A 25,589-nucleotide genomic window follows, 5' to 3' on the forward strand; every position below is an offset into this window, starting at 1 on the left:
TCAAGTGGTTATCAACCCCAACTTACATCGTGTGCTGTTTTTAAATCATCCAGCCGCCGGAGCACCCACCCCCGGAACCGCCCCCGGACCAACCCACCCTCCCGAGAGCCCACCCCCGAACCAAAGCCCCGCGCAGCGGCCCCCACCCGCTAGCCCCCAGTTAGCATCCTGCTTGCAATTGCAAGCACGATCCCGCACCCTGTCCCCATGGCCTCACTCAACGTCGCCTCCCTGGGCGAGTACATCCGCGAGCAGCGCCGCAACGCGCAGTTCTCGCTGCGCCAGCTGGCGGAGGCCGCCGGCGTGTCCAACCCGTACCTCAGCCAGATCGAGCGAGGGTTGCGCAGGCCGAGCGCGGAGATCCTGCAGCAGATCGCGAAGGCGCTGCGGATCTCGGCGGAAACGCTGTACGTCCAGGCCGGGATCCTGGAGGAGCGGCGGGGCGAGGGCCTGGAACTGCGGGCCTCGATCCTGGCCGATCCGCTGATCAACGAGCAGCAGAAGCAGGCGCTGCTCGCGGTCTACGACGCCTTCCTCAAGGAGAACGCCGCCTCGGCCTCCACCCCGACGACCGACGGCGCGGCCACCCAGAACACCCACCGGGAGGACCGGTAAGCATGCCGATCACCGACGAGATCAAGAAGACCCTCACCGACCCGACCCCGCTGTACGCCCTGGCCGGCGCCGGGGACCTCGCGTACGAGAAGCTGCGCGAGGTGCCGGGCCGGGTCGAGGCCCTGGCGGCGGACCGCCAGGGTGCCCAGGAGAAGGCGACCGCCAGGCTCCACGAGGCGCAGGAGCTGCTGGCCGGCGCTCCGGCCAAGGTCACCGGGGCCGTCACGGCCTTCCCGACCGACCTCAAGGTCCTCCAGGAGCGGGCCCAGGGCTTCGCCCTGCAGCAGGTGGCCCGCGCGCTGGAGCTGGCGGTCCGGGCCAAGGAGACCTACGACGAACTGGCCGAGCGCGGCAAGGTCGTCGTGGACAAGGCCCGCCCCCACACCGACGCCGACCCCACCCAGGTCCCCGTCGACCCGGCCGTCGACCCCGCCTTCGAGACCGCCTTCGAGGCCGCCCCCGTCGAGGCCGAGCTGCTGGACGCCCCCGCCGCCCCGGCGGACCCGGCCGCGGACCCCGCCGCCCCCGCCCCGAAGAAGCCCGCCAGGCCCCGGAAGAACACCCCCTCCGCCACGGAGTGACCGCCGCCCGCCACCCCGGGGCACATCCACCGGCGGCGGGACGTTCACACCCTGCGGGCGGCCGCCGTGCCAGGATGGGCGGCGGCCGGGGCGCAGCAAGCCGAGAGACGTAGGAGACCGCGATGACCGGAGTGTTCCAGATCCTGGCCTTTTCCTACCTGAACCCGTTCTGGTGGATGGCCGTCGCGATCCTGGGCTACAAGTTCTTCGCGCTGATCGACGCGGCCACCCGCCGCGAGGACGCCTACCGGGCGGCCGACAAGAAGACCAAGGGCTTCTGGCTGGCGATCCTCGGGATCAGCTTCGGGTGGGACCTGCTGTTCGGGGCGAACTTCCTCGGCAGCATCGGCACCCTGGCCGGCCTGGTCGCCTCGATCGTCTACGTGGTGGACGTCCGCCCCGCGATCCGGGCGCTGACCGGCGGCACCGGCCGGAGCAACACCGGCCCGTACGGCCCCTGGTAGGCCGACCCCACGGACAACGCCGTGGCCCGGGAGGGCAGTTCACCCTCCCGGGCCGTAGCGTGTCCGCGCCGTTGTCCGCGACGTGTCCGCGACGCCTCCGCGGCGCGTCCGCAGCCACCTCAGCCGAGGATCAGCTGCACCGGGTTGCGCTCCAGCAGCAGCACCGCGACGTCGTCCGTCAGCGCCCCGCCGTTCAGTTCCTCGACCTCGGCGATCGCGCTGTCGACGAGCCGGCCCCGGGTGAGCCCGGCGGACTGGTGGTCGGCGATCAGGTCGGCCAGTCCGTCCTGGCCGAGGCGCCGCGACCCGGCCCCGACCCGGCCTTCGATCAGTCCGTCGGTGTAGAGCAACAGCCGCCAGCCGGGCTGGAGTTCGACCTCGTGGGCGGGCCAGGCGGCCCCGCCGTCGTGGCACGGCAGCAGGCCGAGGGCGGGCCCGGCCTGGTCCGCGGGCAGGGTGGCCGGGGCGTGGTCGCGGCCGAGCAGCAGCGGCGCCGGGTGCCCGGCGAGGTAGAGCCGGGCGCGTTCGCCGGTGCCGAGCGAGTCGAGGTCGGTGGTGCCGCCGGGCTCGATGACGAGCATGCAGAGCGTCGCGAAGATCTCGTCGCTGCGCCGTTCGTGCTCCAGCACGTGCTGGAGGGTGGTGAGCAGGGTCTCGCCGGTGAGGCCGGCGAAGACCAGGGTGCGCCACGCTATCCGGAGTGCGACGCCGAGCGCGGCTTCGTCGGGGCCGTGGCCGCAGACGTCGCCGATCACGACGTGGACGGTGCCGTCGTCGGTGCGCACGGCGTCGTAGAAGTCGCCGCCGAGCAGGGCGCGGCGGCGGCCGGGGCGGTAGCGCCGGGTGAAGGAGAGCCCGGCGCCGTCGAGCAGCGGGGTGGGCAGCAGGTGGCGCTGCAGCCGGGCGTTCTCCTGGCCGCGCAACTCGGCTTCGACCAGGCGGCGCTGGGACTCGTCGGCCCGCTTGCGTTCGACCGCGTAGCGCAGTGCGCGGGCCAGCAGCGGGCCGTCGGTCTCGTGCTTGAGCAGGAAGTCCTGGGCGCCCGCGGCGACGGCGGCGGCGCCGAGTTCGGCCCCGGCGGCGTCGGTGAGCACCACGACGGGGATGTGCGGGGCGCGGCGCAGCAGTTCGTGCAGGCCTTCCAGGCCGTCCGAGGGGTCGGACGGGTGCGGCAGGTCGGCGGGGGAGGCCAGGTCGAGCAGTACGCAGCCGAACTCGCCGCCGCGGGAGCGTCCGCGCCGGCCGGCGGGGGAGGACTGGGCGAGCAGCTGGGTGGCCTGTTCGAGGCCGCGGGCCCAGTGGATCTCGATCGAGGTGCCGCTGTCGGCGACCGCCGCCTTGATCAGCTGGGCGTCCGAGGCGTCGTCCTCGATGACCAGCAGCCGCAGGGGCGCGGCGGCGCCGTCGACGGGTCCGTCTCCGGGCGCGGGGGCGTGACCGCCTCCGGTGGGGCGGGAGGGGCGGCGGGTGCCGTGCGCGGTCCGGGCCGGCTGCGAGCGGGGGTGGGGTATCGGGGGAGCGGCCGTGGCCGGGCCGGTGCCGGTGGTGGCCGGGCGGGTACGGGCATGGCCGACGGGGGCGCCGTCGTGGGCGCCCGGCAGGTCCGCGGCACCAGGTGCCCGCCCGTCTCCCGTTGCGGGCATCGGTGGTTCCTCCCTTTCCCCGCCTGCGTAACGGCCGGCGTCCGTCCGCAGTGCCCGCCTGGCACCGCGCGTCGGGGAACTTCTCGCGACCATAACGTGATCTCCGGGGATTTCTCTGGCCGACCGGCGCCGTTGTGGCTATTGCCACGCCGGTGGCGGTGTGGTGATCGGATTCGGACGACGGCTCGGATCCCGGCCCGGCGGCTGCCGGGCGGGTCCGGGGAAGGGGGTAGGTGGTGGTGACGCGGATCACCCTGGTCGAGGGTGACATCACGGCACAGGAGGTGGACGCGGTGGTGAACGCGGCCAACTCCTCGCTGCTGGGCGGCGGCGGGGTGGACGGCGCGATCCACCGCCGGGGCGGGCCGCAGATCCTGGAGGAGTGCCGCCGGCTGCGGGCCTCGCACTGGGGCAAGGGGCTGCCCACCGGGCGGGCGGTGGCGACCACGGCCGGGCGGCTGCCGGCCCGCTGGGTGGTGCACACCGTCGGGCCGGTGTACCTGGCGGAGGAGTACGAGGAGCGGGCTGGGCTGCTGGCCTCCTGCTATCGCGAGTCGCTGCGCACGGCGGCCGGGTTGGGCGCGCGCACGGTGGCCTTCCCGGCCGTGTCGGCGGGGATCTTCGGCTGGCCGCCGGCGGACGCGGCCCGGATCGCGCTCGGCACCGTCGCCGAGGTGCTGGGCGGCGGTGACGCGCTCGCGGGCGCGGAGCTGGCGGAGGTGCGGTTTGTGCTGTTCGGGACGGAGATGTACGAGGTGTTCGAACGGGCCCGGCGGGAGCTGCTCGGGCAGGGGGGCTGACGGGCGCGGTGCGCGCCGGGCGGCGTGTGGTGTCGCCGCCCGGCGGTCTCCATCGTGACGTGACGAGGCGTCAACACGCCAGAGATATTCGATAACTCGTTCGAGTGAATGAGGCGCGTCGCTCACCAGCCCGGCCCCGCCGGGCCCCCAGCGGGCCTGCGGGAACCCCGTCCGGGCCCCGCAGAACCCGGGCCCCGCAGAACCCGCGCCTGGCCCCGTCCTACGGGGCCAGCGCCGCCCAGGGCAGCGTGACCTCGCCCTGCCGCCACCGCCCGCGCGCGTCCACCAGCGGCCAGCTGCCCGCCAGCGCGGTGCAGGCCGCCACCCAGCGCTGCCGCGCCCCGAACGCCCCGTACGGCGCGGCCGCCGCCCAGGCCCGGTCGAAGTCGGTCAGGAAGGCGTGCACCGGCCGCCCCGGCACGTTGTGGTGGATCAGCGCCTTCGGCAGCCGCTCGGCCAGGTCGGAGGGCTGGCCCAGGCCGCCCAGCCGGGCCGCGAAGGTCACCGTCCGGGGCCCTTCCGGCCCCAGCGCGACCCAGACGTGCCGCCGCCCGATCTCGTCGCAGGTGCCCTCGACCAGCAGACCGTCCGGGGCCAGCCGGGCGCACAGCCGCTCCCACACCCCGGCCACCGCCGACTCCTCGTACTGCCGCAGCACGTTGGCCGCCCGGATCAGCTGGGCCGGAGCGCCGCCGTCCAGCGGCACCTCGAAGCCGCCGCGTCGGAAGGTGAGCAGCGGCGGCTCGGCGTACGGCAGCGCGGCCGCGACCCGTTCCGGCTCGATCTCGATCCCGACCACCCGGACGTCCGGCCGCACCGTGCGCAGCCGTCCGGCCAGCTCCACGGCCGTCCACGGCGCCGCGCCGTAGCCGAGGTCCACCGCCACCGGGGGCCGCTCGGCGGCGCGCAGCGCCCGGCCCAGGGTGTGGGCGATCCAGCGGTCCATCCGGCGCAGCCGGTTGGTGTTGGTGGTGCCCCGGGTGACCGTCCCGACCGGCCGTCCGGTCCGGCCGCGGGCGGGCGCGGCGGTCGCGGGGTCGAAGGAGGCAGCCATGCCCAGAAGGGTAGTCGGCGGTCGCGGGGCCGGGCGTCCCCGGCCTGAGCTGGGCGGATGCCGACCCGGCGGACCGGTCGCCGGGAGCGGGAATGCCGGACGCCCGCCCAGTGGTTGGCACACTGGTGGTGATGTGTGCCCGGACGGGGCAGCGCACACCGGACATGTGGCGGGCCCGTTCACGCGGACCGCCGAGACGGGCCGCACACGAGGAGGCTTCAGCCAGGTGATCCAGCACCCCGTCCGTTCGGTACGCCGTGCCCAGTCCGCGACGCCCGCGCGCGGCCGGCTCCAGTCGCTCGTCCCGGGCCGTCGCCGCCCGCGCCGGATAGCCATGCTCAGCGTGCACACCTCGCCGCTGCACCAGCCCGGCACCGGCGACGCCGGCGGGATGAACGTCTACATCGTCGAGCTGGCCAAGCGCCTGGCCGAGCTCAACATCGAGGTCGAGGTGTTCACCCGGGCGATCTGCTCGGACGACGCCCCGACCGTCGAGCTGGCCCCCGGCGTGCTGGTCCGGCACGTCACCGCCGGCCCGTACGAGGGCCTGGTCAAGGAGGACCTGCCGGCCCAGCTGTGCGCCTTCACCCACGGCGTGCTGCGCACCGAGGCGGGCCACCGCCCCGGCCACTACGACCTGGTGCACTCGCACTACTGGCTCTCCGGGCAGGTCGGCTGGCTGGCCGCCCAGCGCTGGGGGGTGCCGCTGGTGCACACCATGCACACCATGGCGAAGGTCAAGAACGCTGCGCTGGCCGAGGGGGACACACCCGAACCCGCGGCCCGGGTGATCGGCGAGACCCAGGTGGTCGAGGCGGCCGACCGGCTGATCGCCAACACCACCGAGGAGGCCGCCGAGCTGGCGCTGCACTACGCCGCCCGGCCGGACCAGCTGGCTGTCGTCCACCCCGGGGTCAACCTGGACGTCTTCCGCCCCGGCGGCCCGCGCGCCGGGTCCGAGGCCCGGGCGAGGCTGGGCCTGCCGCAGGACGCGGCGGTGCTGCTGTTCGCGGGGCGGATCCAGCCGTTGAAGGCGCCGGACGTGCTGCTGCGGGCGGTCGCCGCGCTGCTGGAGGCCCGTCCGGGGCTGCGCGAGCGCCTGGTGGTGCCGGTGGTCGGCGGGCCGTCCGGCACCGGGCTGGCCCGGCCGGAGAGCCTGCACAAGCTCGCCGCCCAGCTCGGCATCGGCGACGTGGTGCGGTTCCACCCGCCGGTCGGCCAGGAGCGGCTGGCGGACTGGTACCGCGCGGCGACGGCCCTGGTGATGCCCTCGTACAGCGAGTCCTTCGGCCTGGTGGCGCTGGAGGCCCAGGCCTGCGGCACCCCCGTGGTGGCGGCCTCGGTCGGCGGCCTGCCGGTCGCGGTGCGGGACGGCGAGTCCGGCAGCCTGGTGCAGGGCCACGACCCGCTGGCCTGGGCGCGTGCGCTGGAGCCGTACGTCACCGACCCGGCGCTGGTCGCCCGGCGCGGGGCGGCGGCCGCCCGGCACGCGGCCGCCTTCGGCTGGGACACCGCCGCGGCCTCCACCGCCGAGGTCTACGCCGGCAGCCTGGCCCGCCCGGCCGGCCGGCTCGCGGTGGCCCGGCGCCGCTGAGCACCGACGCCCGGGCCGGGCGGCGTCCTGGCCCGGGTCGGCGTCCTGGCCGGGTCGGCGGCTGCGCGCCGGGGGTACCGCCGAGTAACGTCACCCCCATGGCAATCCGCACCAAGGACGAGGCCCTGACCCTCCTGCGCACCGCCCTGGACGACGCCGGGGTGGCCTGGGAGCCGGCCGCCGCCGACCCGTACACCCTGGTGGCGACCCTCCCGGGCACCCGCAAGCTGAACACCGCCTGCGCACTGCGGGTCGGCGACCACACCCTGTCGGTGAACGCCTTCGTGATCCGCCGCCCGGACGAGAACCACCAGGCCGTCTACCGCTGGCTGCTGGAGCGCAACACCCGCCTCTACGGCGTCGCGTACGCGGTGGACGCGCTCGGCGACGTCTACCTGGCCGGCCGGCTGCCGCTGGAGGCGCTCACCCCGGACACCGTCGACCGGCTGCTCGGGACGGTGCTGGAGAACGCGGACGAGCCCTTCAACACCCTGCTGGAGCTGGGCTTCGCCTCGGCGATCCGGCGCGAGTGGGAGTGGCGCACCAAGCGCGGGGAGTCCACCCGCAACCTGGCCGCCTTCGCCCACCTGGCCGCCCCGGCAGCCGACACCCCGGCCGCCGACGCCCCGGCCACCGACTGACCGGGGCGGGCGGCACTCAGGCGTCGGCCGGGGCCTTCGCCGGCTCCGCGACGGGTGCCGCCACGGCCGTCACCTCCGACACGGCCCCGGTGCGCCGGCGCCCCGTCGCACCGGTCCGGCGTGCCAGCACCACGTACCCGAGCGCCGCCGCCGTTCCGATCGCCCCGCAGACCGTCCACAGCACCACGGGACCGGCGTACTGCAGCAGCAGCCCGCCGCCCGCCGGGCCGAGGAGCGAGGCGAGCGACCAGGACAGTCCGTAGACGCCCTGGTAGCGGCCGCGTCCGTGGGTCGGCGCCAACTCGGCGACCAGGCCCATCATCACCGGGGTGTGCAGGATCTCGCCGACCGTCCAGACCACCACCGAGAGCGCGAACAGCCAGGCCGAGGAGCCGGCCAGCGCGGCCAGCCCGAAGCCCCAGCCGGTGAGCAGGCAGCTGGCGATCAGCATCCCGGTCCGTGAGCGGCCCTCCATCCACCGGGTCAGCGGGATCTGCAGCACCACGATCAGCAGCCCGTTCAGGCCGACGACCAGCCCGTACTGGGTGGACGAGATGCCGGAGGCGCCCATGTCCACGGCCAGCGTGGTGCTGCCCTGCTGGAAGACCAGGGCGACCAGCAGGGTCAGCCCGACCAGCGCCATGAAGGGGGCGTCCCGGAGCACGGTGAGCAGGCTGATCCCCGGCTCGGCCGGGTCCCCGGCCCTGCCGGGTACGGTCTGCGGCCTGGTCTCCGGGATCCGGATGAAGATCACCACGGCGCAGACCAGCGTGCTCAGGGCGTCCAGCAGGAAGAGCGTGAGGTAGCCGTGGGTGGCGATCAGCCCGGCCGCGGCGGCGGACAGGCCGAAGCCGATGTTGATCGCCCAGTAGTTCAGCGAGTACGCCCGGACCCGGTCCTCCGCCGGGACGAGGTCGGCGATGATCGCCGAGGTGGGCGGCCGGGTGGCGTTGTTGCACAGGCCGACCACGAAGGCCACCGAGGCGATCGCCACCTGGCCGTCCATGAAACCGAGCACGGCGGTGGAGGCGGCGGTGCCGAGCTGGGCGGCGACCAGCGTGGGGCGGCGCCCGATCCGGTCGGTGAGCACGCCCGCGCCGATCGCCGAGACCGCCGAACCGGCGCCGAACAAGGAGGCCACCAGGCCCGCGTAGGAGGCCGAGTACCCCCGTTCGACGGTGAGGTAGAGGGCCAGGAACGTCACCACGAACGAACCGAGCCGGTTCACCAGCGTGCTCACCCAGAGCCACCAGAACTGCCTCGGCAGCCCGCCCACCGTCTCGCGCACCAGTCTTCGGATCCGGGGATTGGCGGCCAGGGCGACGAGCATGTGGGGGCTCCCGAGGGCAGGCGTCCGCCGGGTGGCGCGGGCGGGCCCGACCGCCCGACGCATGTAAGTGGCAGACAAGCGCTGCACACATTACTCATCCCCCGAGGTGCCCACCAGGGGTTTTCCCGCCCTCCACTAAGCTGGGCGCCATGGCTGACACGACCTACCGACTCATCCTGCTCCGTCACGGCGAGAGCCAGTGGAACCAGAAGAACCTCTTCACCGGTTGGGTCGACGTCGACCTCAACGAGAAGGGCGAGAAGGAGGCCGCCCGCGGTGGCGAGCTCCTGGCCGCCGAGGGCCTGTTCCCCGACGTGGTGCACACCTCGCTGCTGCGCCGCGCCATCCGGACCTCGCAGATCGCCCTGGACAAGGCCGACCGCCACTGGATCCCGGTCAACCGCAGCTGGCGCCTGAACGAGCGCCACTACGGCGCGCTCCAGGGCAAGGACAAGGCCCAGACCCTGGCCGAGTTCGGCGAGGAGCAGTTCCAGCTGTGGCGCCGCTCCTACGACACCCCGCCGCCGGTGCTCGCCGACGGCGCCGAGTACTCGCAGGCCGGCGACGCCCGTTACGCCGACATCCCGAGCGAGCTGCGCCCGCGCACCGAGTGCCTCAAGGACGTCGTCGACCGGATGCTCCCGTACTGGTACGACGCCATCGTCCCGGACCTGGCCGCCGGCAAGACCGTCCTGGTCACCGCCCACGGCAACAGCCTGCGCGCGCTGGTCAAGCACCTCGACGGCATCTCCGACGCCGACATCGCCGGCCTCAACATCCCGACCGGCATCCCCCTGGTCTACGAGCTGGACGCCGACTTCAAGCCGCTCGCCAAGGGCGGCCGCTACCTCGACGCCGACGCCGCCGCGGCGGCCATCGAGGCGGTCAAGAACCAGGGCAAGAAGTAACCCGCTTGCCGACGAGGCCCCGCTCCCGGTTCGCCGGGGGCGGGGCCTGTTTCGTTCAACCGGCCGGTGTGGGGCGGGAGTTGGGGTGGGCTCGAAAATGGTTCAGACCATTGACGGGTGGTGGCGCCGACTCCTACCGTGGGGGCACCGGGCTGGCGCAGGCATGCCAAGGATTCCCCCATGTCCCGGCCGCCGCACCCCCAACGCGCGCGCGTCTGCGCCCCGGCGCACTCTCCATCCACCCCCACGGAGGAGCACCATGCGCACACGTCATCTGGTCGGGGCGGCCGTCGCCGCGCTCGCGATCCCGCTCACCCTGGCCCTCCCGGCCCAGTCGCACGGCTTCATCACCACGCCGCCCAGCCGCGCCGCGCTCTGCGACGAGAGCGCGAACGCCGTCCCGTGGGACTGCGGCGACATCCAGTGGGAGCCGCAGAGCGTCGAGGGGCCGAAGGGCTTCCCGGCCGGCGGGCCCTCCGACGGCACCATCTGCGCCGGCGGCAACTCCCGCTTCGCCGAGCTGGACGACCCGCACGGCGGCGCCTGGCCGGCCACGCCGGTGGCCGCGGGCCAGCAGCTCACCTTCACCTGGAAGTTCACCGCCCGGCACGCGACCACGGACTTCCGGTACTACCTGACCAAGCCGGGCTACGACGCGAGCCAGCCGGTCACCCGGGCCAACCTCGACCTGACGCCCTTCCTGACCGTCCCCTACGGCGGGCAGCAGGTGCCGGGCACCCTCAGCCACACCGCGACCCTCCCGAGCGGGCGCACCGGGCACCAGGTGGTCGTCTCGGTCTGGACGATCGCGGACACCGGGAACGCCTTCTACTCCTGCACCGACGTCCAGTTCTGACGGTTCCGGAACGGCCGGGCGGGCGTCCCGGGGTGCACGACCGCGCACCCCGGGACGCCTCGGCAGCTGTCCTGGCGGCCGTTCCGGCCGCCGTGCCTCAGTGGCCGCCGCCGCAGCAGCCGCCGTCGGCGCCGCCGCACTGGCAGGGCGCGCCGGACTGGCAGCCGCAGCCGCAGCCGGGGCCGCAGCCGCAACCGGCCGCGAGGACGGGCAGCAGCTTCGGGGCGGGCGGCTCGACGGTGTGGTGGGCGGATGCCGGTCGGGTCGGGTTGGCCTTCATCGAGCTCTTCCCTCCTAGTGACGGGAACACTCCGGTGCCCCCACCGTTGAGTGAAGCGGCCGTTCGGAGGGAGCGTCAACAGGCGCGCAGTGGTGGGGCGTCCGGAAATCCGTGCACCCGCACCACCCTCGCCACAGGTTTACTCACCCCCGGGGGTGAGCGGCACTCACTCCGCCCCGGCTGCCTCGGCCGCCTCGGTGGCGGCCACGAACTCGGCCACGTGCTCGCCGGTCACCAGGTACACGACGCGCTTGGCGACGGACACCGCGTGGTCCGCGAAGCGCTCGTAGTAGCGGCCGACCAGGGTGATGTCGACGGCGGTCTCGATGCCGTGGTGCCAGCGCTCGTCGATCAGGTGCGACAGCAGCTCGCGGTGCAGGGCGTCGATCCGGTCGTCGTCCTGCTCCATCTCCAGGGCCTTGTCGACGTCCTTGGTGGCGATGACCAGGCCCGCCTTGGCGACCAGGCGCTGGGCGAGCTGGCCCATCTCCAGGACGGTGGAGTGCAGGTCGGCGGGCACCGCCGAGTCCGGGTAGCGCATCCGCGCGACCTTGGCGACGTGCCGGGCGAGGTCCCCGCAGCGCTCCAGGTCGGCGCTCATCCTCAGCGAGGTGACCACGATCCGCAGGTCGGTGGCGACCGGCTGCTGCCGGGCGAGCAGGTCGATGGCGCGGTTCTCGAGCTCGTGGTGGAGCTCGTTGATCTTCTCGTCGGCGGCGATCACGCTCTCCGCCAGCGCCAGGTCCGCGTCCAGGAGAGCGGTGGTGGCCCGGCCCAGGGCCGATCCGACCAGCCGGGCCATCTCGACCAGGCTGTCGCCGATCGCATCGAGTTCCTCGTGGTACGCGTCGCGCATGTTCTCTCCTCAGTAGCTGTGTCGGTGGCGGTGCCGACCGGTCAGCCCGTCCGACCATCGTTCCGGTGTCCGGGTGACCGCTGCTGGTGGCGCGAATGGTACGCGCACACCCGAGACCGTGGCCGCTCTTCGGCGCACCGATCTCTCCCACACGGGCTGCATGGCCAACTCTGTGCCGTTCGGGCGACGGCGCACGGCCGGTGCGGTGAATCGGCAGCTACGTGGAGGTGAATTCTCGGCAACGCCTGGTCGATGCCTTGACCCAGCCCTTGGGGAGTGGCCAGGCCGTGCGCTTACGCTGGCCACATGGACGTGAACGTGGCCGCTGCCGCTGCCTGCGCCATAGCCGGGCTCGGTGTCGGCCTCACCGCCTCCATCGCCTTCCGTTGGAGCGAGCGCGAGCAGGCCAAGGGCAAGTACACCAGCGGCAAGCAGTACGGCCGGTACCAGACGCTGGGCACCGGCACCCCGGAACCCCCGCTGCCGCCGGGGGTCGACACCGTGCTCTCGGTGCTCCGCTCCTGCGCGATCGTGCTGGGCGAGGGCGACGAGGTGGTCAAGGCCAGCTCGGCCGCGTACGCGATGGGCCTGGTGCGCGGCGGCGCGGTCGCCGTGGACCAGATGCTGGCCCTGGCCCGCGCCACCCGCCGGGACGGCGAGATCCGGCAGGTGGAGCTGGAGCTGCCCCGCCCCGGCGCGGCCCGCGCGTCCGAGCCGCTCGCGGTCTCCGTCCGGGTCGCCCCGCTGGGCTCCCGGCTGGTGCTGGTGCTGGTCGAGGACCAGACCGAGCGCCGCCGGGTGGAGGCCGTCCGCCGGGACTTCGTGGCCAACGTCAGCCACGAGCTCAAGACCCCGGTCGGCGCCCTGTCGCTGCTCTCCGAGGCGGTCGCCGACGCGTCCGACGACCCGGAGGCGGTGCAGCGCTTCGCCGGCCGGATGCAGGTCGAGGCGACCCGCCTGGCCAGCCTGGTGCAGGAGATCATCGACCTCTCCCGGGTCCAGGACGACCGGTTGATGGTCGACCCGGAGCCGGTCGCGGTGGACGAGCTGATCGCCGAGGCGATCGACCGCTGCCGCCAGCAGGCCGCCGCCAAGCAGATCCTGATCGCGGCCGGCGGGATCGCCGGGCTCTACCTGCACGGCAACCGCGGCCAGCTCGCCGCGGCGCTCGGCAACCTGGTGGAGAACGCCGTCAACTACAGCCCGCCCCGCACCCGGGTGGCCATCGCCACCCGCCGGATCTCCAGCGCCGCCGCGCTCGGCGAGGCGGACGGCGAGCTGATCGAGATCTCGGTCACCGACCAGGGCATCGGCATCTCCGAGAAGGACCGCGAGCGGGTCTTCGAACGCTTCTACCGGGTCGACCCGGCCCGCTCCCGGCAGACCGGCGGCACCGGACTCGGCCTGTCCATCGTCAAGCACGTCGCCGCCTCGCACGGCGGCACCGTCTCGGTGTGGAGCGTGGAGGGGCAGGGTTCGACCTTCACCATCCGCCTGCCCGCCGGCCAGGCCCCCGCCGACGCCCCCGACGAGGACTACGACGACGACCTGGACGACGCCCCGGACGACGACCTGGGCGAGGACTTCGACGACGACCTCGACGCCGTCGACGCCGCGCCGGACCACGACGAACCCCGCAGCGCACGCCGCGACGAGCCCGGTGCCGACACCGCCGGGCCCGCCACGGCACCCCGGACCCTCACCGCGGACCGCACCGAGCGTGCGGCCCGTTCGCTCCCCGCCGGGGAGCGGGAACAACCCCTGACACAGACAACCCAGCTTGCCCCGGAGGCCTGATCGTGACCCGAGTACTGGTGGTCGAGGACGAGGAGTCGTTCAGCGACGCCCTCTCGTACATGCTCCGCAAGGAGGGCTTCGAGGTGGCCGTCGCCGCGACCGGCCCCGACGCCCTGGAGCAGTTCGAACGCAACGGTGCCGACCTCGTCCTGCTCGACCTGATGCTCCCGGGCCTGCCGGGCACCGAGGTCTGCCGCCAGCTCCGGGTGCGCTCCAGCGTGCCGGTGATCATGGTGACCGCCAAGGACAGCGAGATCGACAAGGTCGTCGGGCTGGAGATAGGCGCTGACGACTACGTCACCAAGCCGTACTCCACCCGGGAGCTGGTCGCCCGGATCCGCGCGGTGCTGCGCCGCCGCGGCGAGGACGGCGGCGCGGGCGACAACGGCGGCGGTCCGGGCGCCCTGGAGGCGGGCCCGGTCCGGATGGACGTGGACCGGCACGTGGTGACGGTGGACGGCGCCAAGGTCGACCTGCCGCTCAAGGAGTTCGACCTGCTGGAGATGCTGCTGCGCAACGCGGGCCGGGTGCTCACCCGCATGCAGCTGATCGACCGGGTCTGGGGCGCGGACTACGTCGGCGACACCAAGACCCTGGACGTCCACGTGAAGCGCCTGCGGGCGAAGATCGAGCCCGACCCGGGCGCGCCGCGCTACCTGGTCACGGTCCGCGGCCTGGGCTACAAGTTCGAGCCGTAAACCGCGGGCCCGCGAGGGACGAGGACGCGGGAGGCCCCTGCCGGCAGTCGTCGGCGGGGGCCTCCCGCGTTCCCGCCCGACTGCCTGGCTGCCCGGCTGCCCGGTCACAGGGTCAGGCCACGCGGCCACGCGGGCACGGCGCCACGGGGGCACGCGAAAGCCTCCCGCAGGCCCCGGAAGGGCCGGCGGGAGGCTTTCGCGCGCTGCGTCAGGGGTGCGCCCGGTCGGCAGCGCGTCGTGTCAGTGGGCGGCCGGCGCGGTGGTGCCGGTGGCCGGGGCGGCCGGGGTGGTCGCCGTGCCGGCACCGGTGGCCGGGGTGGCCGGGGCGCTCGGCGTGGTGCCGGCCGGCGGCGTGGCCTGCGTGGCCGGGGCGGTCGCGGCGGGGGAGGTGCTCTTGGAGGGCACGGCCGCCGGGGTCGGGCCGAAGCCCTTGTAGAGGTTCTTGTCCGAGTCCGGGCTGACGCCGGCCTGGACGTCGACCTTCTGGCCGTCCTTGAAGGCGAAGGTGGTGTTGGCGAAGCCGCCGATGTGGACGGCGGCCGCGCTCACCGAGGCGGAGGGATTGCCCTGGCCGCCGATCGCGACCGAGCTGCCGGCCGGGATGACGAGGGTGGGCTGCGGAGCACCCGCCGCGTCCGCGAAGGTGGCGGAAGCGTTGCCGACGGTGATCGACTGCAGCTCGGCCGGGGTGGTCGCCGTGTTGGAGATGTTCACGACCACGTTGGCGGGGCCCGTGTAGTCACCCGAGGTACCGGCCCCGGTGACGATCACGATGTTGTTCAGTCGAAGGTTCGTCCCAAGGGTCGCCGCCGCGTTGTCCGGCTTGATCTGCAGGGTGTCCGGCGTGTTGCTGGCTGCGCAGGAGGACAGCGAGGCGATGGCGAGGGCGGCGATGGCGGCGATGCTGCCGCGTCGAAGGCTGCGGCTCATGCGGCGGCTACTCCTAGGTCACGTGTCGACAGGTCAGGTCTCAGATTATCGACCTCACTTATGCGCTCCTCACGGGGTGGTCCCCGTGTCGCACTCCCGGGGCCCCGCGGGGGCCGTCCGGCCGTACCCATGGCATGAACCGGTCATCGGTAGGACAAGCTTCGACCAAGATCGAATAACGATCCGGTCACGGCCCGGAACAGGGCGAAAGCTCAAGATCCAATCATGGTTGCGGGGGTGTTGCGCAAGGGTTTCGCCGGACCTCGGAACCGCCTCCGACCTGCGGGAAGCCCCCCTCGAACATCGGTCGCAGCACGTCACGGGGGTCCTTGTCAAGCCCCGGTACCGGCCCTGACCTGCGAAAACGCCCTTCGGGTGGGCCGCAAGGCGTGTTATTCTGGAAAGCCACGGAAGGGGTCCTGTCACATGACGTTCAAGGTTGGCGACACGGTGGTCTACCCCCATCACGGGGCCGCGCTGATCGAGGCCATCGAAATTCGCCAGATCAAAGGTGTGGACAAGACCTACCTGGTGCTCAAGGTGCAGCAGGGAGACCTGACGCTCCGCGTGCCCGCCGAGAACGCGGAGTTCGTCGGCGTGCGCGATGTGGTCGGCCAGGAGGGTCTGGACCGGGTCTTCGAGGTGCTCCGCGCACCGTACACCGAAGAGCCGACCAACTGGTCCCGTCGCTACAAGGCGAACCTGGAGAAGCTCGCTTCGGGCGACGTTATCAAGGTCGCCGAGGTCGTGCGCGACCTCTGGCGTCGCGAGCGCGAGCGCGGCCTCTCGGCCGGCGAGAAGCGGATGCTCGCGAAGGCGCGCCAGATCCTCGTCAGCGAGCTCGCGCTGGCGGAGAACACCAACGAGGACAAGGCGGAGACGCTGCTCGACGAGGTGCTCGCCTCGTAGTGCAGTCGGGCTTCCGCCCCACCGCCCACAGCGCCCGGTGCCGGCGTGCCGCTCCCAGGACGAACCGTCCGGGGGTGGTGCAGTGGCACTCCGGGCGCTGAGGCGTGTCCGGACGACGCCCCCCACCCGATCCGGTCCAGGCCCGCAAGACCGTTTCTGCACCGTTTCTGCGCAGTTGTGCGGCGGGCAGTGGACCAGTCGTTCTTCGGAAGGGGCCCCGCGCCCGCCGGGCACGCCATGGCCATACCCACTTCGCCGAAGGAGTGAAACCTGAACGCGTCAGGAGCAGTTGCAGCAGCAGTGGTGCCCGCCGCCGGACGCGGTGAGCGGCTGGGGCCCGGTGCCCCGAAGGCCCTGCGGGAACTGGGCGGGGTGCCGCTCCTGGTGCACGCCGTTCGGGCGCTCGCCCGCAGCCGGGCGGTCGGCCTGGTGGTGGTCGCCGCGCCCGCCGACGGGGTGGCCGAGGTGGTCGCCCTGCTGGACGGCCACGGGCTGGCCGGCAAGGACGTCCGGGTGGTGGCCGGCGGCGCGACCCGCCAGGAGTCGGTCCGGCTGGGCCTGGCGGCGATCCCCGAGGACGTCGAGATCGTGCTGGTGCACGACGCGGCCCGTCCGCTCGTCCCGGTCGAGGTGGTGGACGCCGTCGCGGCCGCCGTCCGGGCCGGGGCTCCGGCGGTGGTGCCCGCGGTGCCGCTGGCCGACACCGTGAAGCGGGTCGAGCCGAACCCGGGCCGCCCCGAGCCGGTGCTCGACACGCCCGAGCGGGCCACCCTGCGCGCGGTGCAGACCCCGCAGGGCTTCGACCGGGCCGCCCTGGTCGAGGTGCACGCCAAGGCGCTGGCCGAGGAGGCCGCCGGCGGCGCCGACGCGGTGCCCGTCACCGACGACGCCGGACTGGTGGAGCGCTACGGCGGCACGGTCGTCGTGGTGCCCGGCCACGAAGAGGCGTTCAAGGTCACCCGTCCGTTGGACCTCGTGCTCGCCGAGGCCGTACTCGCCCGCCGGAGGGCCGCCGATGACTACTGAGCCCCTGATCCCCCGGGTGGGGATCGGCACCGACGTGCACGCCTTCGAGGCCGGCCGCCCGCTGTGGGTCGCCGGACTGGAGTGGCCGGACGCCGGGGACGGACTGGCCGGGCACTCGGACGCCGACGTGGCCGCGCACGCCTCCTGCGACGCGCTGTTCTCGGCCGCCGGGATCGGCGACCTGGGCGCCCACTTCGGCACCGACCGCCCGGAGTGGTCCGGGGCCTCCGGGGTGAAGCTGCTCGGCGAGGCGGCCCGGCTGGTGCGCGAGGCGGGCTTCGAGATCGGCAACATCGCGGTCCAGGTGATCGGGGTCCGGCCGAAGATCGGCAAGCGGCGGGCCGAGGCGCAGGCCGCGCTGTCCGAGGCGGCCGGAGCGCCGGTCTCGGTCTCCGGCACCACCACCGACGGCCTGGGCCTGACCGGCCGGGCCGAGGGGCTGGCCGCGATCGCCACCGCCCTGGTGTACGAACGGCGTTGAGCCGTTCGCCGGCGGTCCTGCCGGTCGGCGGCCGGCGGTAGGCGGTCGGCGGGCGGTCGGCGGGCGGTCGGCGGTCCGGCCGGAAACAGACGGCTGTTGACGGGTGTTCACCGAATGCCGTGGGGGCCCGGATCGGTAGGGTTCGGTCCGGGCCCGTGCGGAGCTCACCCCCGGGTCGTACCGTCGCCGACGAGAAGAGGTTCCCGATGACTTCCCAACTCTCCGACCGCGCCAAGGCGTTGATCGACGGCAAGAGCTTCGCCGTGGTCTCCACGATCCAGCCGGACGGCAGCCCCCAGTCCTCGGTGGTCTGGGTCAAGCGGGACGGCGACGACATCCTGTTCTCCACGGTCCAGGGCCGCCGCAAGCACCTCAACCTGGTGAAGGACCCGCGGGCCTCGATCGTGATCAACCCGCCGGAGAGCCCGTACGAGTACCTGGAGGTCCGCGGTTCGGTGACGCTGACCACCGAGGGCGGCCGGGAGTTGATCAACGAGCTGGGCTTCAAGTACCGCGGTGACCAGGAGTACGGCTTCGACGGTCCGGACGACGTCCGGGTGGTCGTCCGGCTCAGCCCGCGCAAGGTGGTCGGCAGCATCTGACCGGCCGGACGGGCCGCGATTCCCCGGGGCGGTCCCGCCGTTCCCCGGGGAATGCCCGGTCCGTTCCCGGTTAATGTCGCGGGGCACCCCCCGCCGCCCACTACGCTTGACGCTGTGAGCATTCGTCTGTACGACACCAGCACCCGACAGGTACGCGACTTCGTCCCGCTTGTACCGGGTTGTGTCTCGATCTACCTGTGCGGCGCTACCGTCCAGTCGGCGCCACACATCGGGCACATCCGGTCCGGCCTCAACTTCGACATCATGCAGCGGTGGTTCGCCTACCGCGGCTACCAGGTGACCTTCGTCCGCAACGTCACCGACATCGACGACAAGATCATCGCCAAGGAGCGCGAGCTCGGCACGCCGTGGTGGCAGATCGCCTACGAGAACGAGCGCGCCTTCAACGACGGTTACAACGCGCTCGGCTGCCTGCCGCCGACCGTCGAGCCGCGGGCCACCGGGCACGTGCCCGAGATGATCGAGATGATGCAGGGGCTCATCGAGAAGGGCCACGCCTACGCGGTCGACGGCAACGTCTACTTCGACGTGAAGTCGTACCCCGACTACCTGGCGCTCTCCAACCAGAAGCTCGCCGACCTGCGCCAGCCCGAGGGCGAGGGCGAGACCGGCAAGCGCGACCAGCGCGACTTCGCGATGTGGAAGGCCGCCAAGCCGGGCGAGCCGAGCTGGGAGACGCCCTGGGGCCGCGGCCGTCCGGGCTGGCACCTGGAGTGCTCGGCGATGGTGCACAAGTACCTGGGCCCGGCCTTCGACATCCACGGCGGCGGGCTGGACCTGATCTTCCCGCACCACGAGAACGAGATCGCCCAGTCCAAGGCCTACGGCGACGACTTCGCCGCCTTCTGGGTGCACAACGCCTGGGTCACCATGGCCGGCGAGAAGATGAGCAAGTCGCTCGGCAACTCGGTGCTGGTCTCCGAGATGGTCCGGGCGTGGCGGCCGATCGTGCTCCGCTACTACCTGGGCGCCGCGCACTACCGCTCGATGATCGAGTACAGCGAGGACGCGCTGCGCGAGGCCGAGGTCGGCTTCGGCCGGATCGAGGGCTTCATCCAGCGGGCCGTCGAGCGCTGCGGCAAGGTCGATGCGGCGCCCGAGGTGCCGTCGGCCTTCGCCGAGGCGATGGACGACGACTTCGGCGTCCCGCAGGCGCTGGCCGTCGTGCACACCGCCGTCCGCCAGGGCAACAGCGCCCTGAACGCGGACGACAAGGAGAGCGTGGTGGCGCGACTGGCCGAGGTCCGTGCGATGCTCGGTGTACTGGGCCTCGATCCGCTCGACCCGCAGTGGGCCGGGGCGGAGCGCGGCGAGGACCTCCACGGTGTGGTCGACTCGCTGGTCCGTCTGGTCCTGGACCAGCGGCAGGCGGCGCGCCAGCGCAAGGACTTCGCCACCGCGGACGCCATCCGCGACCAGCTCGGCCTGGCCGGGTTGGTGATCGAGGACACCCCGTCCGGCCCGCGCTGGACGATCAACAGCCAGTAACCCCATCTGACGATCGGGGTGATGGGTGGGCCGTACCGGACCGGTGCGGCCCTCCCGCATGACGTAGCGCATGCCGTCGGCCGCCGCCGCACCGAGCGGAGCGGCCGGGCATGCCGGACAGACAGGAAGTACAGCCATGGCCGGCAACAGCCAGCGCAGGAACCGCCGCAACCCCGGGTCGAAGAAGGGGGCCGCTGTCGGTACCGGCGGGCACAGCCGGAAGGCGCTGCAGGGCAAGGGCCCGACCCCGCCCGGTGAGGAGCGCAAGGGCCACCCCAAGCAGCGGGCCGCCAACGCCGCGATCAAGCGCGAGCGGGACGCCAAGGCCCGGGCCGGCATGCGCCGGGCCGGTGCCGGCGGCCGGGGCGGCCGCGGCGGCGCGGGCAGTGCCGAGCTGGTCTTCGGCCGCAACTCGGTGGTCGAGGCGCTCAAGGGCGACGTGCCCGCCAACGCCCTGTACGTCCAGCAGTTCATCGACACCGACGACCGGGTGCGCGACGCCTTCCAGGCCGCCAACGAGCGCGGCATCCCGCTGATGGAGGCCCCGCGCGCGCAGCTGGACCAGATGACCGGCGGGATGAACCACCAGGGCCTGGTGCTGCAGGTCCCGCCGTACGAGTACGCCCACCCCGAGGACCTGCTCGCCGAGGCCTCCGACGCCGGCCAGGACGCGCTGATCATCGCGCTGGACGGGGTCACCGACTCGCGCAACCTCGGCGCCGTGGTCCGCTCCGCCGCCGCCTTCGGCGCGCACGGCGTGGTCATCCCCGAGCGCCGTGCGGCTGGCATGACCGCCGGTGCCTGGAAGACCTCCTCCGGCGCCGCCGCCCGGCTGCCCGTGGCCCGCGCCACCAACATGACCCGCACCCTGGAGGCTTACCAGAAGGCCGGCCTGATGGTCGTCGGCCTGGCCGCCGACGGCGAGGCCGAGCTGGGCGACCTGGAGCTGCTGAACGGCCCCGTGGTGATCGTCGCGGGCAGCGAGGGCAAGGGCCTGTCCCGCCTGGTCTCCGAGACCTGCGACATGCGGGTCCGGATCCCGATGAGCGGCCTGACCGAGTCGCTGAACGCCGGTGTCGCGGCGGGCATCGTGCTGTACGAGGCCGCCCGCATGCGCGCCAAGCGCTGATTCCCGGCAGGTCCGGACCAGCACGGACGGACCCCCGTCCGCAGGAGAACTTCTGAATTCTCCGCGATCCGAGTGAAAAGCGATCGGGCCCGACCGGGTCCGATCGCTTTTCTCATGATCACTTCAAGTATGCGCCGGACATCCACCCGGGAGAGTGTCCTAAGCGGCCGTCACCCGGTTAGACGGGCGTGGACGTGGACACCAGAACACCTCGGCGCCCCCTGTTCGGCGGGGGCAGCACCGGGATAGAGGCGGGCCCCGGGATCGACACCGTCAAGGTGCCGTCGGACCCCGCGCGCCTCAGCAGCACCCAGGCGAGCTTCCGACTCCGGCTCGGCACCCCGGTGGCGCCGCTGATCGACGCCCCGGCGGGACTGCTGTCCACCGGCGCCGCGTTCGGCGACCCCTACGCCAACCAGGGCCTGATCCGCCGTCCGCTGGTCACCCCGCAGGTCGTCGTGCCCGCCTCCGCCGTCCCGGCGCTGGCCGGAGCCGCGGCCGGGGCCGCCGGCGGCGCGCAGCGCCGCAAGGGCCGGGTCACCGCCGTCACCTGGACCGGCCAGGCGGCCCCCGGCGACCTCGCGGCCACCCGGCTCCTGGAAGCGGTGCGGACCAACGGCGCGCCCGGCGGCGGCCCCGACGGCGCGGACACCCAGGTGCTGCCCGCCTACGCGGGCGCCCGGACCGTCCCCCGCCAGCCGCGCGAGGGCAGCGGCACCGCCACCGACGCCGGCGTCGGCCCGGTCGGCGAGCCGCACGGCTGGACCCCCAGCGGCGAACTGCCGGAGGTCTCCGCCGCCTCCGCGGCCGACGGCAAGCAGCCCTGGTACCCCGGCCGCCGGGTCGACCTCGGCCTGGTGCTGCTGCCGCTGCGCGCGGTGCTCGGCTCGCTCTCCGTCTACGCCGGGTTCAGCAAGCTCTGCGACCCGGTGTACTTCGACGGCGGCGAGCGCGGCTCCATGATGCGCTGGCTCTCCTCGCTGCACCCGTGGAAGGTCGCCGAGCCGCTGCTCGCCTTCGCGATGGCGCACCCCGTCGGCTCCGGCCTGGTGGTGTCGTTCACCGAGATCGTGGTCGGCGTGCTGACCGTCCTCGGCCTGTGGCAGCGGCTCGCCGCCGGGGCGGCCATGCTGCTCTCCGCCGTGCTGCTGTTCACCGTCAGCTGGCGGGCCGTCCCGGTCTACGACACCCCCGACCTGATCTTCCTCGCGGCCTGGAGCCCGCTGCTGATCGCCGGGGCGCCGTTCGCCTCGCTCGACGGACGGCTCAACCTGGAGGCCTGGCGCCGGATCGGCACCGGTGCCCCCGGTGCGCTGCGCCGCCGGGTGCTGCGCCGCGGCGCGGTCGTCACCACCGTCGTGGTCGGCCTCACCCTGCTGCTCGGCTCGATGCTCGGCGCGGCCGTCCGTACCGGCGGCCGCCCGCACCAGGAGCCCGGCCGACCGTCCGGCGACTACGGCACCCCGGTGTGGCCGTCCGGCAGCCCGTCCGGCGCCCCCGGCGGCCAGGGCGCGTCCACCCAGCCCCAGCCCGCCGCCCCCCGCCCGGCCACCCCCACCCCGAGCGCCGGCACGCCGTCCACCGCCCCCGCCAAGTCGGCCGGGGCCACGCCCAGCGGCAAGCACTCCGGCAAGCCCGAGAGCGGCGGCTCCTCCCCGGCGCCCGCCGCGCCGTCCGCCGGGTCCGGCTCCGCGCCCGCCCAGCGGACCCCGGCCCCCGGCGGCTCGGGTAACGCGCCCAAGCCCAGCCCGAGCAACGGCTCCGGGCTGCTCGGCGGGGTGCTGGGCAGCGGACCGGTACTGGGCAGCGGGCCGCTGGCCGGCCTGTCCGGCGGAGAGGCCGGTGGACAGGCCGACGGGCAGGCCGGTGGGCAGTCCTCCCGTCCGGGGACGCCGACCGCCACCTGAGGCCGCCGGACGCGCTACGGCCGGGTGCTCCGTGGGGGAGCACCCGGCCGTCGTGCTGCTCGGCGGTTCCGCGGGCTTGCCCTCGCCGGGCCTGTGCCCGTCCTCCGCCTGTTCTCGGCCGGTCTCCGCGTCGTCAGCGGGAGCTGTCGCGGTAGGCGGCGAGCTCCTTGGCCGCCTCGGTGAGGTCCTTCGCGGTGTCGATCGCGCGCCAGTACACGCCCTGCGGCAGCTGGTACCCGGCAAGCCGCTTGCTGCGGGCGAGTTGGGGGAAGGTGGTGCGCTCGTGGTCGCCCACGTCCGGCAGCAGCTCGGCGAACTCCGGGCTGAACACGTACAGGCCGGCGTTGATCAGGAAGGGCGAGGGCGGGGCCTCGATGAAGTCCAGCACGTTGCCGAACTGGTCGGTCTCCACGGCGCCCCACGGGATCCGCGGCCGGGCCAGCGCGAGCGTCGCGACGGCGTCCCGCTCGTGGTGGAAGGCGGCCATGTCGCGCAGGCTGAACCGGGTCCAGATGTCGCCGTTGGTGGCGTACCAGGGCTCGTCCGGGCGCGGCAGCGCCTTCGCCGCGTACTTGAGCCCGCCGCCGCGCCCCAGCGGCTCGGCCTCGACCACGGTGCGCACCCGCAGCGGCAGGTCCGCCGTGTCGAGCCACTCCTCCAGCACGTCGGCCAGGTGACCGCAGGACACCACGACGTCGGTGACGCCCTCGGCGGCCAGCCAGGCCAGCTGGTGGCCGAGGATCGGCGTGCCCGTCCCCGGGATCTCGACCAGCGGCTTGGGGCGGTCGTCCGTGTAGGGGCGCAGCCGGGAACCCTGGCCGCCGGCCAGGATCACGGCCTGGGTGACGGGAGTCGTGGTCGGCCGGGTGTGGTGGGGCTGCGGGGACGCGAGGTCGGCGGTGGTGCCGGAGTCAGCGGTCATGGCTGAACAATAGGGCGCCGGAAGGGGGTTGGCGCCTCAAGTGGACCGCTCGTCCGGTGATCCGCCGGCCGCCCGGCCGCCCGGCCGCCCGGCTGTCCGCCGGCCGACGATGCCGTCGGCCTTCCGGGGATCCGCCGGCCTTCCGGGGATCCGTCAGCCGACGACGCCGGCCGCGAAGGCGCCGTCGCAGACCGGGCGGGCGAAGGAGCGCGCGCGCTGCACGTCGCCCTGGTACTTGCGGACCGCCGCCTTGCCCAACTCGGTGGCCAGCGAGGTGCAGTACGGCGTCAGCGACGGCTGCTCGCGCATCGAGCGCTCCAGCAGGTCCAGCGCGGCGGACGGGTTCTTGGCGCGCAGCTCGTCCAGCAGCGCCACCCGCAGCGAGTCCTGCGGGGCGAGCCCGTCCGTCCTGGCGGCGGCCGCGGACGACCGCCCGATGCCGACGCCGTCGCCGCTGGAGGCCGCCACGACCTGCTGGTCGAGCGCGGTCGGCGGGGCCCACGGGACCCGGGTCACGGCGAGGGTGCCGGTGGTCACCAGGACGACCGGCAGGGTCAGGGCGACGGTCTGGCCGATACGGCGCACAAGCTGCTTCACCCTCAGGAGAGTAGCGGTGGGTAGGCCCCGGATCGCCCTCCGTCACGCCATCGAGTGACAGGGTGTCCGGGTTGTCCCTGCACCGTGTTGACGTGGGGGTGTACGGACGGAGCCCGCCGGACCGCGAACGGTCCGACGGGCTCCGGAGCTGCCCCGTGCGAGGGGAGGTGTGCCGGGCGTCAGCGGCCCAGGCGGGCCCCGGTGCTGGTGGAGAAGACGTGGGTCTCCTCGGCGGTCGGCACGACGTGGACGGTCTCGCCGCGGGCCGGGATCTGGCGGCCGGGCACGCGGACGACCAGGTCCTTGTCCACGCCGCCGATCTGGGTGGTGCCGTAGACGAAGCCGTCCGAGCCGAGCTCCTCGACCACGTTCACCGTCACCGCGACACCCTCGATGCCGCCCGCCGGGACGATCTGGAAGTGCTCGGGGCGGATGCCGACGGTCACCGTCTTGTCCGTCGCGGCGCCGGCCAGGTCCTCGCGGGAGATGTTGACCACCGAGCCGCCGAACTTCACGCCGCCGTCCACCAGCGGCACCTCGACCAGGTTCATGGCGGGCGAGCCGATGAAGCCGGCCACGAACAGGTTCGCGGGCTTGTCGTACATGTTGCGCGGGGTGTCGACCTGCTGGAGCAGACCGTCCTTGAGCACCGCGACCCGGTCGCCCATGGTGAGCGCCTCGGTCTGGTCGTGGGTGACGTACACCGTGGTGATGCCCAGGCGGCGCTGCAGGCCGGCGATCTGGGTGCGGGTCGAGACGCGGAGCTTGGCGTCCAGGTTCGACAGCGGCTCGTCCATCAGGAAGACCTGCGGCTGGCGGACGATCGCCCGGCCCATCGCGACACGCTGGCGCTGACCGCCGGACAGCGCCTTCGGCTTGCGGTCCAGGTAGTCGGTCAGGTCGAGGATCTTCGCCGCCTCCTCGACCTTGATGCGGATGTCCGCCTTGTTCACGCCGGCGATCTTGAGCGCGAAGCCCATGTTCTCGGCGACGGTCATGTGCGGGTAGAGCGCGTAGTTCTGGAACACCATCGCGATGTCCCGGTCCTTCGGCGGCAGGTGGGTGACGTCCCGGTCGCCGATCCGGATCGCGCCGCTGTTGACGTCCTCCAGACCGGCCAGCATGCGCAGGCTGGTCGACTTGCCGCAGCCCGACGGGCCGACCAGCACGAGGAATTCGCCGTCCGCGATCTCCAGGTCCAGCGCGTCCACCGACGGCTTGGTCGCCCCGGGGTAGACACGGGTCGCCTGGTCGTACGTGACAGAAGCCATGGTCGTTCTCTCCTTCACCGGCAGGAACGTGCCGGACGATCCGAGTAAAGGGGGTTCGTTCGTCTCGGTCGGCCGGGCAGTGGTCTGAACCACTGCACATACCGACTCCCGGCGACGCTACCTGCGCTTCCGCCGCTTGTCAGCCCCCCGCCGCCCGCTTTTCCGCATCGGTTCCATCACGCCCACCCA

26 protein-coding genes are annotated in these 25,589 nt (G+C 73.6%); 17 read left to right on the top strand and 9 right to left on the bottom strand.

Annotation, left to right across the window (positions count from 1 at the left end):
• Positions 1–207: 207 nt before the first annotated feature.
• The 3 genes from ACFC1T_RS00005 to ACFC1T_RS00015 all read left to right on the top strand — a co-directional run bounded on the left by ACFC1T_RS00005 (position 208) and on the right by ACFC1T_RS00015 (position 1,660).
• Positions 208–615: a helix-turn-helix domain-containing protein gene (locus ACFC1T_RS00005; protein ID WP_375881467.1), complete on the top strand. Its 408-nt coding sequence runs from the start codon at positions 208–210 to the stop codon at positions 613–615.
• A gap of 2 nt (positions 616–617) precedes the next feature.
• Positions 618–1,196 carry a hypothetical protein gene (locus ACFC1T_RS00010; RefSeq protein ID WP_375881470.1) on the top strand — a complete coding sequence of 193 codons (579 nt, stop codon included), beginning with the start codon at positions 618–620 and terminating at the stop codon, positions 1,194–1,196.
• Positions 1,197–1,318: 122 nt separating this feature from the next.
• Positions 1,319–1,660, top strand: coding sequence for a DUF2516 family protein (locus ACFC1T_RS00015; protein ID WP_375881473.1), 342 nt, complete (start codon positions 1,319–1,321; stop codon positions 1,658–1,660).
• A gap of 119 nt (positions 1,661–1,779) precedes the next feature.
• Here ACFC1T_RS00015 and ACFC1T_RS00020 read toward each other — a convergent pair whose 3' ends face one another.
• Complete coding sequence (locus ACFC1T_RS00020) at positions 1,780–3,303, bottom strand: SpoIIE family protein phosphatase (protein ID WP_375881475.1); 1,524 nt, start codon at positions 3,301–3,303, stop codon at positions 1,780–1,782.
• Positions 3,304–3,542: 239 nt separating this feature from the next.
• Between ACFC1T_RS00020 and ACFC1T_RS00025 the strand changes: the two genes are divergently transcribed.
• Positions 3,543–4,103, top strand: a complete 561-nt coding sequence (locus ACFC1T_RS00025) for an O-acetyl-ADP-ribose deacetylase (protein WP_375881478.1) — start codon at positions 3,543–3,545, stop codon at positions 4,101–4,103.
• Between the two features lie 220 nt (positions 4,104–4,323).
• Here the strand turns inward: ACFC1T_RS00025 and ACFC1T_RS00030 are convergent, their stop codons facing one another.
• Positions 4,324–5,157, bottom strand: a complete 834-nt coding sequence (locus ACFC1T_RS00030; RefSeq protein WP_375881481.1) for a class I SAM-dependent methyltransferase — start codon at positions 5,155–5,157, stop codon at positions 4,324–4,326.
• Between the two features lie 226 nt (positions 5,158–5,383).
• Here ACFC1T_RS00030 and mshA point away from each other — a divergent pair, with 226 nt between their 5' ends.
• Together mshA and ACFC1T_RS00040 are read left to right on the top strand one after the other, a co-directional pair.
• The gene (gene mshA / locus ACFC1T_RS00035) at positions 5,384–6,751 is read left to right on the top strand and encodes a D-inositol-3-phosphate glycosyltransferase (protein WP_375881483.1); all 1,368 of its coding nucleotides are present in this window, start codon (positions 5,384–5,386) and stop codon (positions 6,749–6,751) included.
• 98 nt (positions 6,752–6,849) lie between these two features.
• Positions 6,850–7,392 (top strand): YbjN domain-containing protein, encoded by a 543-nt coding sequence (locus tag ACFC1T_RS00040; RefSeq protein WP_375881486.1) that lies wholly within the window; start codon positions 6,850–6,852, stop codon positions 7,390–7,392.
• Between the two features lie 16 nt (positions 7,393–7,408).
• Here ACFC1T_RS00040 and ACFC1T_RS00045 read toward each other — a convergent pair whose 3' ends face one another.
• The gene (locus tag ACFC1T_RS00045) at positions 7,409–8,722 is read right to left on the bottom strand and encodes an MDR family MFS transporter (RefSeq protein ID WP_375881488.1); all 1,314 of its coding nucleotides are present in this window, start codon (positions 8,720–8,722) and stop codon (positions 7,409–7,411) included.
• A gap of 149 nt (positions 8,723–8,871) precedes the next feature.
• On the opposite strand from ACFC1T_RS00045, the gene ACFC1T_RS00050 reads away from it, so the two are divergent.
• Positions 8,872–9,630, top strand: a complete 759-nt coding sequence (locus ACFC1T_RS00050) for a phosphoglyceromutase (RefSeq protein ID WP_375881490.1) — start codon at positions 8,872–8,874, stop codon at positions 9,628–9,630.
• Between the two features lie 259 nt (positions 9,631–9,889).
• Positions 9,890–10,486: a lytic polysaccharide monooxygenase gene (locus ACFC1T_RS00055; protein WP_375881493.1), complete on the top strand. Its 597-nt coding sequence runs from the start codon at positions 9,890–9,892 to the stop codon at positions 10,484–10,486.
• Between the two features lie 97 nt (positions 10,487–10,583).
• Here the strand turns inward: ACFC1T_RS00055 and ACFC1T_RS00060 are convergent, their stop codons facing one another.
• Positions 10,584–10,766, bottom strand: coding sequence for a hypothetical protein (locus ACFC1T_RS00060; protein WP_375881496.1), 183 nt, complete (start codon positions 10,764–10,766; stop codon positions 10,584–10,586).
• A 166-nt stretch (positions 10,767–10,932) separates the two neighbouring features.
• On the bottom strand, positions 10,933–11,622 hold the full coding sequence (gene phoU, locus ACFC1T_RS00065; protein WP_375881498.1) for a phosphate signaling complex protein PhoU: 690 nt from the start codon (positions 11,620–11,622) through the stop codon (positions 10,933–10,935).
• Between the two features lie 306 nt (positions 11,623–11,928).
• On the opposite strand from phoU, the gene ACFC1T_RS00070 reads away from it, so the two are divergent.
• Both ACFC1T_RS00070 and ACFC1T_RS00075 read left to right on the top strand, forming a co-directional pair.
• On the top strand, positions 11,929–13,419 hold the full coding sequence (locus tag ACFC1T_RS00070) for a sensor histidine kinase (protein ID WP_375881501.1): 1,491 nt from the start codon (positions 11,929–11,931) through the stop codon (positions 13,417–13,419).
• 2 nt (positions 13,420–13,421) lie between these two features.
• On the top strand, positions 13,422–14,117 hold the full coding sequence (locus ACFC1T_RS00075; RefSeq protein WP_218199074.1) for a response regulator transcription factor: 696 nt from the start codon (positions 13,422–13,424) through the stop codon (positions 14,115–14,117).
• Between the two features lie 240 nt (positions 14,118–14,357).
• Here ACFC1T_RS00075 and ACFC1T_RS00080 read toward each other — a convergent pair whose 3' ends face one another.
• Positions 14,358–15,047 carry a DUF461 domain-containing protein gene (locus ACFC1T_RS00080; RefSeq protein WP_375881504.1) on the bottom strand — a complete coding sequence of 230 codons (690 nt, stop codon included), beginning with the start codon at positions 15,045–15,047 and terminating at the stop codon, positions 14,358–14,360.
• 426 nt (positions 15,048–15,473) lie between these two features.
• Here ACFC1T_RS00080 and ACFC1T_RS00085 point away from each other — a divergent pair, with 426 nt between their 5' ends.
• The 7 genes from ACFC1T_RS00085 (at position 15,474) to ACFC1T_RS00115 (ending at position 22,610) form a co-directional block, all read left to right on the top strand.
• The gene (locus tag ACFC1T_RS00085) at positions 15,474–15,956 is read left to right on the top strand and encodes a CarD family transcriptional regulator (protein ID WP_030244332.1); all 483 of its coding nucleotides are present in this window, start codon (positions 15,474–15,476) and stop codon (positions 15,954–15,956) included.
• A 270-nt stretch (positions 15,957–16,226) separates the two neighbouring features.
• Positions 16,227–16,982, top strand: coding sequence for a 2-C-methyl-D-erythritol 4-phosphate cytidylyltransferase (gene ispD, locus ACFC1T_RS00090; protein WP_375882312.1), 756 nt, complete (start codon positions 16,227–16,229; stop codon positions 16,980–16,982).
• Positions 16,972–17,463, top strand: coding sequence for a 2-C-methyl-D-erythritol 2,4-cyclodiphosphate synthase (gene ispF, locus ACFC1T_RS00095; protein WP_360225686.1), 492 nt, complete (start codon positions 16,972–16,974; stop codon positions 17,461–17,463). Before ispD ends, ispF begins: the two co-directional genes overlap by 11 nt.
• A gap of 206 nt (positions 17,464–17,669) precedes the next feature.
• Complete coding sequence (locus ACFC1T_RS00100) at positions 17,670–18,065, top strand: PPOX class F420-dependent oxidoreductase (RefSeq protein WP_375881507.1); 396 nt, start codon at positions 17,670–17,672, stop codon at positions 18,063–18,065.
• Between the two features lie 114 nt (positions 18,066–18,179).
• Complete coding sequence (gene cysS / locus ACFC1T_RS00105) at positions 18,180–19,574, top strand: cysteine--tRNA ligase (RefSeq protein ID WP_375881509.1); 1,395 nt, start codon at positions 18,180–18,182, stop codon at positions 19,572–19,574.
• A 136-nt stretch (positions 19,575–19,710) separates the two neighbouring features.
• Positions 19,711–20,703 carry a 23S rRNA (guanosine(2251)-2'-O)-methyltransferase RlmB gene (gene rlmB / locus ACFC1T_RS00110; protein WP_375881511.1) on the top strand — a complete coding sequence of 331 codons (993 nt, stop codon included), beginning with the start codon at positions 19,711–19,713 and terminating at the stop codon, positions 20,701–20,703.
• 188 nt (positions 20,704–20,891) lie between these two features.
• The gene (locus ACFC1T_RS00115) at positions 20,892–22,610 is read left to right on the top strand and encodes a DoxX family membrane protein (RefSeq protein ID WP_375881514.1); all 1,719 of its coding nucleotides are present in this window, start codon (positions 20,892–20,894) and stop codon (positions 22,608–22,610) included.
• A 133-nt stretch (positions 22,611–22,743) separates the two neighbouring features.
• Here the strand turns inward: ACFC1T_RS00115 and ACFC1T_RS00120 are convergent, their stop codons facing one another.
• The 3 genes from ACFC1T_RS00120 to ACFC1T_RS00130 all read right to left on the bottom strand — a co-directional run bounded on the left by ACFC1T_RS00120 (position 22,744) and on the right by ACFC1T_RS00130 (position 25,400).
• Positions 22,744–23,532 carry an NDP-sugar synthase gene (locus ACFC1T_RS00120; protein ID WP_375881517.1) on the bottom strand — a complete coding sequence of 263 codons (789 nt, stop codon included), beginning with the start codon at positions 23,530–23,532 and terminating at the stop codon, positions 22,744–22,746.
• Positions 23,533–23,685: 153 nt separating this feature from the next.
• Entirely contained in the window at positions 23,686–24,129 is a 444-nt protein-coding gene (locus tag ACFC1T_RS00125) for a hypothetical protein (protein WP_375881519.1), read from the bottom strand.
• A 179-nt stretch (positions 24,130–24,308) separates the two neighbouring features.
• Positions 24,309–25,400 carry an ABC transporter ATP-binding protein gene (locus ACFC1T_RS00130; RefSeq protein WP_375881521.1) on the bottom strand — a complete coding sequence of 364 codons (1,092 nt, stop codon included), beginning with the start codon at positions 25,398–25,400 and terminating at the stop codon, positions 24,309–24,311.
• Positions 25,401–25,589 lie beyond the last annotated feature (189 nt).

It is taken from the genome of Kitasatospora sp. NPDC056076, assembly GCF_042266305.1.
GTDB lineage: Bacteria > Actinomycetota > Actinomycetes > Streptomycetales > Streptomycetaceae > Kitasatospora.

Coding starts and splice junctions, on each gene's coding strand:
- ACFC1T_RS00005 (WP_375881467.1), top strand. CDS start 208: ATGGCCTCACTCAACGTCGCCTCCCTGGGCGAGTACATCCGCGAGCAG.
- ACFC1T_RS00010 (WP_375881470.1), top strand. CDS start 618: ATGCCGATCACCGACGAGATCAAGAAGACCCTCACCGACCCGACCCCG.
- ACFC1T_RS00015 (WP_375881473.1), top strand. CDS start 1,319: ATGACCGGAGTGTTCCAGATCCTGGCCTTTTCCTACCTGAACCCGTTC.
- ACFC1T_RS00020 (WP_375881475.1), bottom strand. CDS start 3,303: ATGCCCGCAACGGGAGACGGGCGGGCACCTGGTGCCGCGGACCTGCCG.
- ACFC1T_RS00030 (WP_375881481.1), bottom strand. CDS start 5,157: ATGGCTGCCTCCTTCGACCCCGCGACCGCCGCGCCCGCCCGCGGCCGG.
- ACFC1T_RS00040 (WP_375881486.1), top strand. CDS start 6,850: ATGGCAATCCGCACCAAGGACGAGGCCCTGACCCTCCTGCGCACCGCC.
- ACFC1T_RS00045 (WP_375881488.1), bottom strand. CDS start 8,722: ATGCTCGTCGCCCTGGCCGCCAATCCCCGGATCCGAAGACTGGTGCGC.
- ACFC1T_RS00050 (WP_375881490.1), top strand. CDS start 8,872: ATGGCTGACACGACCTACCGACTCATCCTGCTCCGTCACGGCGAGAGC.
- ACFC1T_RS00055 (WP_375881493.1), top strand. CDS start 9,890: ATGCGCACACGTCATCTGGTCGGGGCGGCCGTCGCCGCGCTCGCGATC.
- ACFC1T_RS00060 (WP_375881496.1), bottom strand. CDS start 10,766: ATGAAGGCCAACCCGACCCGACCGGCATCCGCCCACCACACCGTCGAG.
- phoU (WP_375881498.1), bottom strand. CDS start 11,622: ATGCGCGACGCGTACCACGAGGAACTCGATGCGATCGGCGACAGCCTG.
- ACFC1T_RS00070 (WP_375881501.1), top strand. CDS start 11,929: ATGGACGTGAACGTGGCCGCTGCCGCTGCCTGCGCCATAGCCGGGCTC.
- ACFC1T_RS00080 (WP_375881504.1), bottom strand. CDS start 15,047: ATGAGCCGCAGCCTTCGACGCGGCAGCATCGCCGCCATCGCCGCCCTC.
- ACFC1T_RS00085 (WP_030244332.1), top strand. CDS start 15,474: ATGACGTTCAAGGTTGGCGACACGGTGGTCTACCCCCATCACGGGGCC.
- ispF (WP_360225686.1), top strand. CDS start 16,972: ATGACTACTGAGCCCCTGATCCCCCGGGTGGGGATCGGCACCGACGTG.
- ACFC1T_RS00100 (WP_375881507.1), top strand. CDS start 17,670: ATGACTTCCCAACTCTCCGACCGCGCCAAGGCGTTGATCGACGGCAAG.
- rlmB (WP_375881511.1), top strand. CDS start 19,711: ATGGCCGGCAACAGCCAGCGCAGGAACCGCCGCAACCCCGGGTCGAAG.
- ACFC1T_RS00120 (WP_375881517.1), bottom strand. CDS start 23,532: ATGACCGCTGACTCCGGCACCACCGCCGACCTCGCGTCCCCGCAGCCC.
- ACFC1T_RS00130 (WP_375881521.1), bottom strand. CDS start 25,400: ATGGCTTCTGTCACGTACGACCAGGCGACCCGTGTCTACCCCGGGGCG.